Consider the following 12,919-nt stretch of genomic DNA (forward strand, 5'->3'; position numbering starts at 1 on the left):
GCGCCGGCTGACCGCGCCACGGCCGGTCCGCTGCCCGACTACGGACCGAGATCAGCAAGGGGACGGGCCCGCGCGGGCCCGTCCCCTTCCCGCCATGATCAGGGCGTTGGTTAGGGTGACGGTGTGGCAAGAGTGCGGCTGAGCGTGTCGGAGCGACGTGAGGACCTCCTGCGCGCTGCCGTGGAGCAGATCGAGGTCCGGGGCGTGTCCGCTGTGCGGATCGCCGATGTGGCATCGGTCCTCGGAGTGAGCAACGCACTCGTGCTGTACCACTTCTCGTCCAAGGAGAAGTTGGTGGCGGCAGCGTTCGCGTACGCGGCAGAGGCCGATCTCGCCCATCTGCGCGGGCTGATGTCACGCCGCACGACCGCGGTCCGGCGTCTTCGGTCCGCGGTTCGCTGGTACGCGCCGACCGGCCAGGCCAAGGGCTGGCGGCTGTGGATCGAGGGCTGGGCGGCCTCCTTGCGCGATCCGGTGCTGCGCGAGGTCGCCGGCGATCTCGACCAGCAGTGGAAGGCGGAGCTGGCCGAGGTCATCGAGGAGGGCGCCGCAGCCGGTGAGTTCGACTGCGACGATCCGATGTCGGTGGCCTGGCGGCTGACCGCTCTCCTGGACGGACTGGCCGTCCAGATGACGTCGTACGCGGGTCCGCTCTCCCGGACCACCATGCTGCGGTGGACCGAGGAGGCGCTCGCCCGCGAACTCGGCATCGAGCACGAGGCCCTGACGGCCTGACCGGGGTCCGCCTCCCGGGCGGGTCAGGTCTGGCGCAACGGGGCGTAGTCCTCGCCGTCGAGCCCGAACGTCCAGGCGACGCCCTCCTTCGCGGTCCTGGTCCGGGGCGGCACGCGCAGCCAGTACGTGCGGTGGCTCCCGTCCGGTTCGGGAGTGGAGTTGACGACTTCGACCATCACGACGTCCTCGTCGCCCTCCAGCGCGATCTGCCAGAGGATGCCGGTCTCGTCGCGGTGCACGGGCTCGGCTCCCGACTCGGTGAGGTACCTGTCGTAGCCGTAGTACTCCAGCATCACGCGGCGCAGCTCCGCGTTCTCCTCGTTCCGGATCCGATCGGGGGTCAGGGTCGCCAGTCCGTCCAGGAATTCGGCGGGCACCGGCATGCCTCGCCAGGCATGGAGTGCGAAGCCGTCGCGATAGGCGAGCGCCGGGCCGTCGCCGCGGTCGAGCCGGCCCGCCTCGTCGCGGTGGAGCGCCACCGGCCGCTCGCTGATCACCACGGCACGCTCGTAGGGCCACCACCAGCCCGCGTTCCTCGCGACCTCCGCCAGTCCCGTCAGCCGCTCGCCCCGGCCGTCGAAGGCGGCGAGCCAGGCCGCGTCGTGCTGGCCGAGCACCGCGTCGAGCAGTACCAGACGTACGGCGGACTCGTCCTCGGGCCGCGTGGCAAGGTCCGTGACGATGCCGGTCCGTATCCGCTCGGCCAGCGCGGCCGTGGTCTCCCAGAGCTGAGCCCCGGTGGCGGACCACAGGGCGGACCAGCCGGCCGGGCCCAGCTCGTCGTACATCCGCCGCCGTTCGTCCGCCCAGGGGCGGGTGCGGACCTCTTCACGCACCGAGCGCCCCGCGTCCACGAGCTTCTCGACCGCCTCGACGGCCGCCCTGGGCGACTGTGCCCAGATGATGTGCTCGGGTTCGGCAAGTCCTGCGCTGCGGTAGGCACGCCGCACACCGTCCTCGGCGGCGCCCCGGTCCGCCTCGCCCGTCGCCGCCGCAACGGCCCGCCAAGAATTCACGTAACTCATCGGTCTTCCCCGTCCCCTGTCCCTGTTTCCCGCTGTCCCACGTCACCCGTCACCCGACACCCGTCACCGCAGTGCGGCGCCGCGCGCCTCAGTCCGCGACGACACGGACGGCCCCCGGTGCGTACTCACGCTGACGCACGACGCGGAACCAGCCCTTCGGCAGCGCGATCACGGCGTGCTCCTCGTGCACCACGCGTCCCCCGTCGGGGAGATGGAGCAGCATCGGGCCGAAGGGTCCCGCCTCCCGGATGAGCCGGCCGGGACCCTGCACCGCGTGCGCGTGACCGGTGACTTCACCCAGCGCTAGGACCAGCCGCCCCCGCCCGTCGCGCAGTTCACCCGGTGCGTCGACGAAGCGTGCGGGCACCGCGGACTCGTCCAGTGCCACGATCAGTACATCGCCCTGCCGGTACACAGAAGTCTCCCCTCCGTGACGGCACCCGCTGTGCCGGCCACGGTGAAAACGCTACGGCGCGGGTCTGACAGTCGGCCGCCGCCCGGTGGTGCGGCGGGCCCGCTCACGCGGCTGTCAGTGGGGCTTGATACACCTTGGCGGACATCAACCGTCCGTCCTCAGTTTCAGGAGCTCAGCACCATGTCCCAGGTGAGCTATCTGCCCGAACTGCTCGGCCTACCGGCCGTCGATTTCCAGCACGAGACCGACGCCGCCGTGCTGCCGGCAGCTGATGAGGCGGCCTGGCGCATCAGCGTCAACCCGTTCGATCCGGACGAGACCCACACCTGGGAGCAGGAGTTCACGGCCTTCCTCGACGCCGTCGATCCGGCCGGGGTGAAGGCACTGATCATCGGGCAGTGGGGCGAGACGTACGAGGAGGACTCCTCCTACCCCGTCGGACTCGTCGTCGCGGCGGCCGACCGGCTGACGTCACTCGAAGCCGTCTTCGTCGGTGACCTGGAGATGGAGGACGCCGAGATCTCCTGGATCGAGCAGTCGGACGTCACCGCTCTCCTCACGGCCTTTCCCGCCCTGACCGAGCTGGGTGTGCGTGGTGGCACCGGTCTGCTGTTCCCGCCTGCCAAGCACGGGTGTCTGCGGGCGCTCACCATCGAGACGGGCGGCCTGCCCGCGGATGCGCTGCGCGGCGTGCTGGACAGCGAACTGCCCGCGCTGGAGCGCCTCGACCTCTGGCTGGGGGTCTCCGCGTACGGGGGCGACGCGGATGTGGCGGATCTGGCGCCGCTGCTCACCGGCACCCGCTTCCCCTTGATGCACCACCTCGGCCTGCGCAACAGCGAACTGCAGAACGAGATCGCGGCCGCAGTCGCCTCGGCCCCGGTCGTGGCACGGCTGCGCACGCTCGACCTGTCCTGCGGCACGCTCGGGGACGAGGGCGCGGCCGCGCTGCTCGAAGGCCAGCCCCTCACCCATCTCACCACTCTCGATCTGCACCATCACTTCCTGACGGAGCCGATGGAGCGCCGCGTCGCCGAAGCCCTCGAACCGCACGGTGTGCGGGTCGATCTGACGGGGCGCAACGAGCCGTGGGGCGACCGGGGCGTCGAAGGCCGCTACACCGCGGTCGCGGAGTGATGGCGCGATGAGCGATATCGAGCACCCCGACACCTTCCACGGCCTTCCCGTCCTCACCCTGCCCCGTCCCGACGAGTCGCGTGCTGAGGTACTGCCCCCGGCGGACTCCGTGGCCTGGCGGCTGGACTGCGGCTGGGAGGGACTGACCTTTCCGGAACTCTGGCAGCACTTCCTCGACACGGTGGACACGTCCCGGATCCGGGCGCTGGTCATCGGCCCCTGGTGGCCGGACGACTACACCTCCCTCGCACCGGTGGTGGAGCGGATCGCCGCGGACGCGGGTCGCTTCACGGCCCTGCGCGCGTTGTTCTTCGCCGATGTCGTCGGCGAGGAGTGCGAGGTCTCCTGGCTGGAGATGTCCGACATCACGCCGCTGATCGATGCCTTCCCCCTCCTGGAGGAGCTGACCGTCCGCGGCGGCGGCGATTCCGTCCCGGAGCAGGAGAAGCTGCGGCTGCGGCCGGTGCGGCACCAGGCACTCAAGTCGCTGAGGTTCGAGTCGGGCGGCCTGCCCGGCCACGTCGTACGAGCGGTCGGCGCCTCCGAACTGCCCGCCCTGGAGCGGCTGGAGTTCTGGTTCGGCGCCGATTGGTACGGCGGCGACGCCACGGTCGAGGACATGCGGCCCGTGCTGTCGGGCGGCGCGTTCCCCCGGCTGCGCCATCTGGGACTGCAGAACAGCGAGATCCAGGACGAGATCGCCGCTGCGGTCGCCTCCGCTCCGGTCGTCGCCCAGCTGGAGTCACTCTCGCTCTCGATGGGCACCCTCAGTGACGCGGGAGCGCAGGCCCTCCTCGACGGTCAGCCGCTGACCCATCTGTCCTCGATCGACCTGCACCACCACTACCTCACCGAGCCGATGGCCTCCCGTGTCCGCGAACTGTGCGCCCGCTCCGGCGTACAGGTCGATCTCGACGAGGCGGAGGAATGGGATCCGGAGGACGAGGACGAGCCCCGCTATGTCGCGGTCAGTGAATAGCGCGCCGCCGCGCCTCGCGGTCGTCGGCAATCCCGGCAACCGCAGGGTCAGCCTCTTCCACGACGCCGTTCGTGCTGCCGGACTGCCCAGGGCGCGCACCGTGTCCTGGCTGGAGGTGCTGGGCAAGGACGCGGTCTTCCTTCCCGGCGAGACCGTGCGCATCGACTCGCCCGGTGAGGACGCCGAGGTCGAGCGGTTGCTGCGCGGGGTCGACGACCCGACGAGGGTGGAGGGGTCGGCCCGCTGGTACGCCGGGTTCACCTCCGCCGTTCGGGACGTGGCCCGCGCGGCGACAGCGGCGGGCGCTGTTCTGCTGGACGACCCCGAGGACATCGCGGTCATGTTCGACAAGCGCCTCTGCCACGGCGTGATGGAGGCTGCCGGGGTACCCGTGCCGGCTTCGCCGACGTCCGGGCCGATGGCACCTGCCGTGCGCGGCTGGGCGGATGTGCGTGACCTGATGGCCGGGCACCGTATGCCGCGCGTCTTCCTGAAGCCCGCGCACGGATCCTCCGCCTCCGGGGTACTGGCCCTGGAGACGGCGGGCCGCGGCCGGGTGCGGGCGACGACCTCCGTCGAGCGGGACGAGGAGGGACGGCTCTTCAACTCGCTGCGGGTGCGGCGCTGCACGACGGAGCGCGAGGTGGCGGCGATCGTCGACACGCTCGCGCCCGACGGGCTGCACATCGAGCGCTGGCTGCCCAAGGCGTCCTTGCGGGGACGGGTGGCCGACCTCCGGGTCGTGGTCGTCGCGGGCCGTGCGACGCACGCCGTCGTGCGGACCAGCCGCTCCCCCATGACCAATCTGCATCTGGGCGGGGCACGCGGCGATCTCGACGAGGCGCGGGCCGCGGTCGAAGCGGCCGGCGCCGACTGGAGCGAGGCCCTCGCGGTGTGCGAACGCGCCGCCGCCTGCTTCCCGGACACGCTGTGCGTGGGCGTCGATCTGCTGCCCGCCACCGGCTGGCGGCGCTTCTCCGTCGGCGAGGTCAACGCCTTCGGGGATCTCCTGCCACGCCTCACCGGGCTGCCGGGAAGCGGCGCCGAAGGCCTGGACACCTATGCGGCGCAGGTCGCCGCCGTACTGGACCGAGCAAGGAACGACCGTGCCGTCACTGCCCCCTGAACCCACGTCCGCCGTCGACATGAACGAGATCGTGGGCAGCCACGATCTGTTGCTCGTCACCCTGGACACGCTGAGGTACGACGTCGCCGAGGAGCTCGCCGCCGCCGGCCGCATCCCGAACCTGGTCCGGCACCTGCCCGGGGGCACGTGGGAGAAGAGGCATGCACCGGGCAGCTTCACCTACGCCTCGCACCAGGCGATCTTCGCCGGTTTCCTGCCGACGCCCGCTTCGCCGGGCCCGCACCCCCGGTTGTTCGCGGCGCGTTTCGCCGGCAGCGAGTCCACGGCGGACGGCACGTTCGTCCACGACACCCCCGACCTGCTCTCCGGTCTCGCCGCCGTCGGCTACCGCACCGTGTGCATCGGCGGAGTCGGCTTCTTCAACCGCCGCCCGCCCCTCGGTTCGGTGCTGCCCGGGATGTTCCAGGAGAGCCACTGGGAGCCGGAGTTCGGTGTCGCCTCACCCACCTCCTTCGAGGCCCAGGTGGCACGCACCGAACAGGTCGTCGCCGAACTCCCCGAGGACCAGCGGCTGTTTCTTTTCGTCAATGTGTCGGCACTGCACCAGCCGAACTGGTTCCACCTCCCCGGGGCCACCGCCGATGCCGGTGACTCCCGGGCCACCCATGCCGCGGCCCTGGAGCACGTGGACCGGCACATCGGGCGTCTCTTCGCCGCCGCGAGCAGCCGCCGCCGGTGCTTCGCGATCGTCTGCTCCGACCACGGCACGGCCTACGGTGACGACGGGTACACCGGTCACCGGCTCGGTCACGAAGCGGTCTGGACCGTGCCGTACGCCCATTTCCTCCTCGATCCGGGGGCATCTCGATGACCTTCACCAACAGCACCGGGCCCTACCGGAGTTACGTCTACGCCTATCCGCACAAGACGGCCTACCGCCCGCTCGCCGGTCACCCGGCCGGGCGGCCCCTGCTGCGCGAGCTGTGGGCGGCCGAGCCGAAGGACGCGCTCTCCCTCTATCTCCACATACCGTTCTGCGAGATCCGCTGCGGCTTCTGCAACCTGTTCACCCGGATCGGCGCCCCCGATGAGCTGACGACGCGCTACCTCGACGCACTGGACCGGCAGGCCACCGCGGTCCGGGACGCCCTGGGCGACGAGGAGCAAGTACGTTTCGCCGCCGCCGCGTTCGGCGGTGGCACTCCCACGTTCCTCACCGCCGGCGAGCTGGAGCGGCTCTGCGACATCGCGGAGAAGCGGATGGGCGCCGACCTGCGGTCCGTACCGCTGTCGGTCGAGACCTCGCCGGCGACGGCGACGGCGGACCGGCTGGCCGTTCTCGCCGATCGCGGGACCACCCGGATCAGCATCGGTGTGCAGAGCTTCGTCGACGCGGAGGCCCGCGCCGCGGTCCGCCCGCAGCACCGGTCCGACGTGGAGGCCGCCCTCGGCCGGATCCGCGACGCCGGCATCCCGGTCCTCAACATCGATCTCATCTACGGCATCGAAGGACAGACCGAGGAGAGCTGGCGCACCTCACTGGACGCCGCCCTGGCCTGGCGTCCCGAGGAGCTCTACCTCTACCCGCTGTACGTGCGCGCCCTCACCGGTCTCGGGCGGCAGGGAGCGGCGGCCGGGGCAGCGGACGGGGCGGACCCCGCCTGGGACGAGCAGCGGCTGCGCCTCTACCGCGCGGGCCGCGACCACCTCCTGGCCCACGGCTACGAGCAGGTGTCGATGAGGATGTTCCGCCGCACGGGCGCGCACCCGGCGGGCCCGGACGACTACGCCTGCCAGACCGACGGCATGATCGGGCTCGGCTGCGGCGCCCGCTCGTACACCTCCTCGCTGCACTACTCCTTCGACTACGCGGTGGAGATGCGCGAGATCCGGGGCATCATCGACGGCTTCACGGCCACCGAGGACTTCTCGCGCGCCGAGGTCGGACGGTACGTCGACGGCGACGAGGCGCGCAGGCGCCACCTCCTGCAGTCGTTGCTCCAGGCCGAGGGCATGCACCACGACGGATACCGCGAGCGCTTCGGCACCGACCCCTTCGGGGACTTCCCGGGGGAACTCGGCGCCTTCGAGGAGCGCGGCTGGCTGGACGGGGCCGCGGGCCCCGGCCTGCTGCGGCTCTCCCCCGAGGGCCTCGCCCACTCCGACGCGCTGGGCCCCGAGCTGTTCTCCCCCGCCGTACGGGCCGCGATGGCCGCGTACGAAGTGAAATGAGCCCTGTGACGCCGACGCCTGCGGACCTGACGATCCTGTACCGGGGCCCGCTGGCGTCGTGCGACTACGACTGCCCCTACTGCCCGTTCGCCAAGCGGCGGGACAGCGGGGAGCAACTGCGCGCCGACCGTGCGGCTCTGGAACGGTTCACGGCGTGGGCCGCCGCTCAGACCGGCGAGCGGTTGTCGGTGCTCTTCACGCCGTGGGGCGAGGGGCTGGTCCGGTCCTGGTACCGGCACGCTCTCGTCGAGCTGTCCCGGCTCCCGCACATCGGCCGGGTCGCCATCCAGACCAATCTCGGCGGCCGCACCGGCTGGCTGGCCGATGCCGCACGGGACAAGGTCGCCCTGTGGTGCACGTACCACCCGGGCCAGACGCCGTACGAGCGGTTCCTCGGCAGGTGCCGGGAGCTGACCGCCCTCGGGGTCCGTTACAGCGTCGGTGTCGTGGGGCTGGACGCCCATCTCGACGAGGCCCGGCGACTGCGCGAGACGCTGCCCCCTGAGGTGTACCTCTGGGTCAACGCCGCCGAGGGGCACACGTACACGGACGAGGAGGCGGACCGCTGGACGGCCCTGGACCCCCTGTTCCCGTACAGCCGGCATCCGCACCGCTCGGCCGGGATGCCCTGCCGGACGGGTGAGTCGGTCGTCTCGGTGGACGGCGACGGCACGGTGCGCCGCTGCCACTTCGTCCGCGCCGAGCTCGGCAACCTCTACGACGGCAGCTTCCGGCGCTCGTTGGGTCCGCGTGGCTGTCCGCTCGATGTGTGCGACTGCCACATCGGCTATGTGCACCTGGAGACGCTGCCGTTGTACGACGTCTTCGCGGGCGGAGTGCTGGAGCGGATACCCGCGGGCCCGGTACGGGTACCTACCGCGGACACGCTCCGTGGAGCGGTACCGCGGCGCTCGCTGCCCGTCGTCACTCGCTGAGCGAACCGAGTGCGCTGAGCGCACTGATCACAGGCGTCGGAAACGCGTGTGATCAGTGCGCTCGGAGGTGCTCAGAGCGGGAGCAGGTCGGGGCGCTTGGCCTCGACGTGGTCACCGGAGGACTCACCGCGTAGGCGCCGGCCGATCCACGGTACGAGGTACTCGCGGGCCCAGGCCATGTCGTCGCGGCGCACCTCGAGTGCCCCGCGGTGTACCTGCGGTGGCCACAGCTGGTCGGGGTCGGCCGGCACATCGAGGCCGAGGACCTGGGCGGCGCGCAAGGCGACCCGGGTGTGTCCCTCCGCCGAGAGGTGCAGCCGGTCGTTGTCCCAGGCACGCCTGTCCTGCACGGACCGGAGCGACCACAGGTCCAGGACCGGGCAGTCGTAGCGGTCGGCGATGGACCGTACATGGGCGGTGTACGTGGCGATCTTGCCCCGCAGGTGCCGGAGCACCGGAACGCCGCGGGTGTCGAAGCCGGTGGTGATCATGACGGTGCCGACCGAACGGGTCAGGTCGGCGACCGCGCGCTCGAAGCGCTCGGCCACGTCGTCCGGATCGCTACCGGGCCGGATGATGTCGTTGCCGCCCGCGCAGAAGCTCACCAGATCCGGTGCGAGTTCCTTGGCGCGGGGGACCTGCTCCTCGACTATCTGGTCGAGGAGGCGTCCGCGTACGGCGAGATTGGCGTACCGGAAGTTCCCGTGCGGGCCGTCCGCGGGGCCGGCCGCTGCATCGGGGAGGGGGAGCTGGTCCGCCAGAATGACCGCGAAGCGGTCCGCCCAGCCGACGAGCGTCCCGTCGGGGCCGGGGTCTCCGACGCCCTCGGTGAAGCTGTCGCCAATCGCTGCGTACGACCCGATGGTGCCTCGTTGTTTGTTTCTCGAATCGTCTGCCACAAGCGCATATCCTGCACCTTCGAATGTGACCTACGCGACCGTAATAAGGGGTTGACGGGTGGTGAGATAGACCACCCGGTCAGGTTTTGGTAAAGCCGGAATAAGCAGAGGGGCGGTGCGCCGCCGCGCACCGCCCCTCTTGAGCTCACCGAGCCGCCCGATTGCGTCAGATGGAGACGCCGTGCGAGCGCAGGTAGGCGATCGGGTCGACGTCCGAGCCGTAGCTCGGGCCGGTGCGGACCTCGAAGTGGAGGTGCGGGCCGGTGGAGTTGCCGGTGGACCCGGAGAGGCCGATCTGCTGGCCGCCGGTGACGGTCTGGCCGGCCGAGACGCCGAGGGACGACAGGTGGGCGTACTGGGAGTACATGCCGTCCTCGTGCTGGATGACGACCTCGTTGCCGTACGCACCGCTCCAGCCCGCGGAGACCACGGTGCCCGGGCCGATGGACCGGACGCTGGTGCCGGAGGCGGCCTGGAAGTCGGAGCCGGTGTGGTAACCGCTGGACCAGCTGGCACCGGCGACGCGGTACTGGGTGGAGACGCTGGCGTTGGCCACCGGGGTGGTGTAGCCGGAGCTGTTGCTCTCCGAAGCACCGGTGGTGTCGGCGGCGTTGGTGGCCGTCGACGCCTTCTCGGCCGGAGCGGCGGCCTTCGGGGCCGACTCCGCCTTCGAGGGGGCGGCCTTGGAGGGAGCGGCCTTGGGCGCGGACTCCGTGGTGGAGCCGGATGCCTTGACGCCGAGGGTCAGCTTCATGCCCGGGAAGATCAGGCTCGGGTTGTCGCCGACGACCTCACGGTTGTCCTTGTACAGCTTCTCCCAGCCGCCCTTGACCTTCTTCTCGGCCGCGATCTTCGCCAGATAGTCACCGGCCACCACGGAGTAGGTCTTGGATGCGCTCTGCTTCTTCGCCACGGAGGCGGCCGGCGCGTGGTGCGCCGCACTGGCCGCCGCGGGCTTGGCGGCGGGCGCGGACTGCTCCGCGGCGAAGGCGCCGGTGGCGCCGATCAGCGGAAGGGCGAGGACGGCGCCGCCGGTCCCTGCGGCGAGGACGCCGCGGGAGATCGGGCTGGCCTTCGTACGACGGTGCTTACCCTTTGCGGGCATGGGGAATTCCTCTCCGGCGCCTGCGAGGTGAGCTGTCGGGTTCGGACTGGAGATGCCCGGCCGCGCTGAGCGCGTCTTGACCCCAAGCCGTTCCGGATCACTCCGGTCGGCGGCTTACCTGGTTCCCCCGCTCCTGCCACACGTGAGTCGGTGCGGATTCCGGGCGGCGGCAGGATTAGGCGTTCCGTCCGGATTGACGGTGACCGTAAGCGAGTCAGGACGCCGGGAACAAGCCACCGGTTGCGTACCGGAATGGGCGGTTCAATTCCGCTTCCGAATTCCGGTCACACTCCGTGGATTACGGATCTTGGCTTTCCGCGCGGCGTATGGATTACCTCTCGGCAGATTCGCCACACACCGTCACGGATATGATCCCGCTCACCTGTCGCATCCCATCTCCCGTATAAGCGGGGCATGTTCTGCTAAATACACCAATACGGACATGTCATGGCCGCCACCCCCGGCCACCGCGACCGGGAAGGCACCGGAGGGCGAAACGATTGCCCGATGAATCCATGTCGTATCGTCGCGGGCGTGCCCCTGTCGGCGAGCGGCGCCGACGCCAGACACTCCAGGAGTCCTTGTGACGCAGCAGCTGCCAGAGGTTCCGTCGACAGACGCCGAGCTGACCGGTGTCCGCAACTTCCGCGACGTGGGCGGCCTGCCGACCACGGACGGCGGCAGGGTGCGCTACGGGCGCCTCTACCGCAGCGGCCACCTGGCGCACGCCACCGAGACGGACGCGGCATTCCTGGCCGGACTCGGCCTGCACACGGTCTTCGACTTCCGCAATGCCGCCGACCACAAGCTCGACGGCCTTGACGTGGAACTCCCCGGTGTCCGGAATGTCAGCATTCCTCTCTCCGACCCGGCCGACGGCGCCGAGTTCTGGCGACTGGTGCGCGACGGCGACATCCAGCAGCTGCGCTCGATCCTCGCCGACGGCAAGGGGACGGCCCGCATGATCGCGTCCTACCGGTCGATCATCACGGACCGCACCGCGGAGCACAGCAGGGTCCTGCACGCGCTGGCCGAGGACAGCGTGCCGGCGCTGATGCACTGCGCGGCGGGCAAGGACCGGGCCGGTCTGTCGATCGCGATCTCGCTGCTGGCCGTCGGCGTCGAGAAGGAGGCCGTCGAGGCCGACTACCTCAAGTCCAACGACGCCCACCGCCGCTACAAGGTGCGGCGCAGCGACACGTCGTCGGCGGGGATGTCGGACGAGGTGATGGAGCTCCTCAACCCGCTCTTCGGTGCGCACTCCGACTACCTCGCCGCCGCCTTCGCCGCGATCGAGGAGACCTGGGGCGGTACGGACCGCTACCTCAGCGAGGGGCTGAAGCTGGCGCCCGAAACCCGCGAGAGGCTGCGCGAGCGCCTCGTCGAGGAGGCGTAGCGCAGGCGGTCAGCCTTTGCCCGCCACGGTGAACAGGAGAAAGAGGAAGGCCGCGACGACGTGGCCGGCCACCAGATAGGCGACGAGCCGGATGACGACACCACGGGGCATCTTCCGCTCGTGCGTGTCCTTGTTCTCCCGCAGGCGCGGGGTGAGCGGGTCGTAGTGCTCCGAATCGGACATGGCAGTCCTCTCTTTCGGCCCTCGGGCCGAGGTGGCCGGTGTGCGGCAGGTGCGGTGGGGCGTGGGAGGTCAGCGAAGGCGCGTCCCACTGCCGAGGCACAGCTCCGCCGAGGGGCTCTGCAGCAGGGTGTGGACGAAGAGCAGCTCGGCGCCACCGCGGTCGAGTGCCGCGATCCGGTGCGGGGTGAGCGAGTCGAAGTGCGCGCTGTCCCCCGGGTCGAGGTCGTGCACGGTCTCCCCCAGGCTCAGTCGCAGCCGCCCGTCGAGGACGTACAGCCACTCCTCGCCGGGATGGACGCGTACAAGATCACCCTGTGCCCCGTGGGGAACCAGGACACGCAACGCCTGCATCGCCCGGCCTGAGCCACCGGCCTGCTGGTACACCCAGCCGTCGGCCTCGGCGCCACCGGAGGCACTGCCGGAAGCGCCACCCGAGGCACCACCCGGTGTCCCGCCGAATGCGCCGACCGGAGCGCCCGCGAACGGGCCGCCGCGGATGATCGCGTCACGCTCGGGCGGCATCTCTCCGAGCAGCTCGGAAACCGTCGTACCGTAGATGCGGGCGAGCCCGAGCAGCATCGGCAGCGAGGGCTGTCTGCGGCCCGTCTCGAGCCGGGAGAGGTGGGCCGGGGAGAGATCGGCCCGCCGAGCGGCGGCCTCCAGGGTCAGACCCCGGTCGCGGCGCAGTTCACGCAGGCGCGGCGCGACTCCGGGCAGTTCGTCGGCCGCCCCTCCGTCAGGAGGATTCATGACTCCATTGGGCCAGGAACTTTCCTCGGAGGCAACTTTCT

The 12,919-nt window shown here is 70.8% G+C and carries 14 protein-coding genes and 1 riboswitch; of the genes, 8 read left to right on the forward strand and 6 right to left on the reverse strand.

What is annotated here, in order from left to right; all coding sequences use genetic code 11:
* Positions 1 to 144 precede the first annotated feature (144 nt).
* A complete protein-coding gene (locus OG257_RS05665; RefSeq protein WP_329205285.1) occupies positions 145 to 735 on the forward strand; it encodes a TetR/AcrR family transcriptional regulator in 591 nt (196 codons plus the stop codon).
* A 23-nt stretch (positions 736 to 758) separates the two neighbouring features.
* Here the strand turns inward: OG257_RS05665 and OG257_RS05670 are convergent, their stop codons facing one another.
* Together OG257_RS05670 and OG257_RS05675 are read right to left on the reverse strand one after the other, a co-directional pair.
* Positions 759 to 1,760 carry a DUF6745 domain-containing protein gene (locus tag OG257_RS05670; protein WP_329205287.1) on the reverse strand — a complete coding sequence of 334 codons (1,002 nt, stop codon included), beginning with the start codon at positions 1,758 to 1,760 and terminating at the stop codon, positions 759 to 761.
* A gap of 88 nt (positions 1,761 to 1,848) precedes the next feature.
* Positions 1,849 to 2,175: a hypothetical protein gene (locus OG257_RS05675; protein ID WP_329205288.1), complete on the reverse strand. Its 327-nt coding sequence runs from the start codon at positions 2,173 to 2,175 to the stop codon at positions 1,849 to 1,851.
* Between the two features lie 180 nt (positions 2,176 to 2,355).
* Here OG257_RS05675 and OG257_RS05680 point away from each other — a divergent pair, with 180 nt between their 5' ends.
* Genes OG257_RS05680 through OG257_RS05705 form a run of 6 tightly spaced genes read left to right on the forward strand, consistent with a single transcriptional unit; the run spans position 2,356 to position 8,545 of the window.
* Positions 2,356 to 3,312, forward strand: coding sequence for an STM4015 family protein (locus OG257_RS05680; protein ID WP_329205290.1), 957 nt, complete (start codon positions 2,356 to 2,358; stop codon positions 3,310 to 3,312).
* Positions 3,313 to 3,319: 7 nt separating this feature from the next.
* Positions 3,320 to 4,291 (forward strand): STM4015 family protein, encoded by a 972-nt coding sequence (locus OG257_RS05685; protein ID WP_329205291.1) that lies wholly within the window; start codon positions 3,320 to 3,322, stop codon positions 4,289 to 4,291.
* Positions 4,272 to 5,417, forward strand: a complete 1,146-nt coding sequence (locus tag OG257_RS05690; RefSeq protein ID WP_329205293.1) for an STM4014 family protein — start codon at positions 4,272 to 4,274, stop codon at positions 5,415 to 5,417. Before OG257_RS05685 ends, OG257_RS05690 begins: the two co-directional genes overlap by 20 nt.
* A gap of 19 nt (positions 5,418 to 5,436) precedes the next feature.
* On the forward strand, positions 5,437 to 6,249 hold the full coding sequence (locus OG257_RS05695; RefSeq protein ID WP_329214921.1) for an STM4013/SEN3800 family hydrolase: 813 nt from the start codon (positions 5,437 to 5,439) through the stop codon (positions 6,247 to 6,249).
* A complete protein-coding gene (locus tag OG257_RS05700) occupies positions 6,246 to 7,610 on the forward strand; it encodes an STM4012 family radical SAM protein (RefSeq protein WP_329205295.1) in 1,365 nt (454 codons plus the stop codon). The genes OG257_RS05695 and OG257_RS05700 overlap by 4 nt, the downstream gene beginning before the upstream one ends.
* Positions 7,607 to 8,545 (forward strand): STM4011 family radical SAM protein, encoded by a 939-nt coding sequence (locus OG257_RS05705; protein ID WP_329205297.1) that lies wholly within the window; start codon positions 7,607 to 7,609, stop codon positions 8,543 to 8,545. Before OG257_RS05700 ends, OG257_RS05705 begins: the two co-directional genes overlap by 4 nt.
* Positions 8,546 to 8,616: 71 nt before the next feature.
* Here the strand turns inward: OG257_RS05705 and OG257_RS05710 are convergent, their stop codons facing one another.
* Together OG257_RS05710 and OG257_RS05715 are read right to left on the reverse strand one after the other, a co-directional pair.
* On the reverse strand, positions 8,617 to 9,444 hold the full coding sequence (locus OG257_RS05710; RefSeq protein WP_329205298.1) for an SGNH/GDSL hydrolase family protein: 828 nt from the start codon (positions 9,442 to 9,444) through the stop codon (positions 8,617 to 8,619).
* 166 nt (positions 9,445 to 9,610) lie between these two features.
* Complete coding sequence (locus tag OG257_RS05715; protein ID WP_329205299.1) at positions 9,611 to 10,549, reverse strand: M23 family metallopeptidase; 939 nt, start codon at positions 10,547 to 10,549, stop codon at positions 9,611 to 9,613.
* A 4-nt stretch (positions 10,550 to 10,553) separates the two neighbouring features.
* A riboswitch (cyclic di-AMP (ydaO/yuaA leader) is annotated at positions 10,554 to 10,712 on the reverse strand.
* 420 nt (positions 10,713 to 11,132) lie between these two features.
* On the opposite strand from OG257_RS05715, the gene OG257_RS05720 reads away from it, so the two are divergent.
* Positions 11,133 to 11,945, forward strand: coding sequence for a tyrosine-protein phosphatase (locus OG257_RS05720; RefSeq protein WP_329205300.1), 813 nt, complete (start codon positions 11,133 to 11,135; stop codon positions 11,943 to 11,945).
* A 9-nt stretch (positions 11,946 to 11,954) separates the two neighbouring features.
* Here the strand turns inward: OG257_RS05720 and OG257_RS05725 are convergent, their stop codons facing one another.
* On the reverse strand, positions 11,955 to 12,128 hold the full coding sequence (locus OG257_RS05725) for a DUF6126 family protein (protein WP_329205302.1): 174 nt from the start codon (positions 12,126 to 12,128) through the stop codon (positions 11,955 to 11,957).
* A gap of 69 nt (positions 12,129 to 12,197) precedes the next feature.
* The gene (locus tag OG257_RS05730; RefSeq protein WP_329205304.1) at positions 12,198 to 12,878 is read right to left on the reverse strand and encodes a helix-turn-helix domain-containing protein; all 681 of its coding nucleotides are present in this window, start codon (positions 12,876 to 12,878) and stop codon (positions 12,198 to 12,200) included.
* Between the last annotated feature and the right edge of the window lie 41 nt (positions 12,879 to 12,919).

The sequence above is a fragment of the Streptomyces sp. NBC_00683 genome, assembly GCF_036226745.1.
GTDB lineage: Bacteria > Actinomycetota > Actinomycetes > Streptomycetales > Streptomycetaceae > Streptomyces.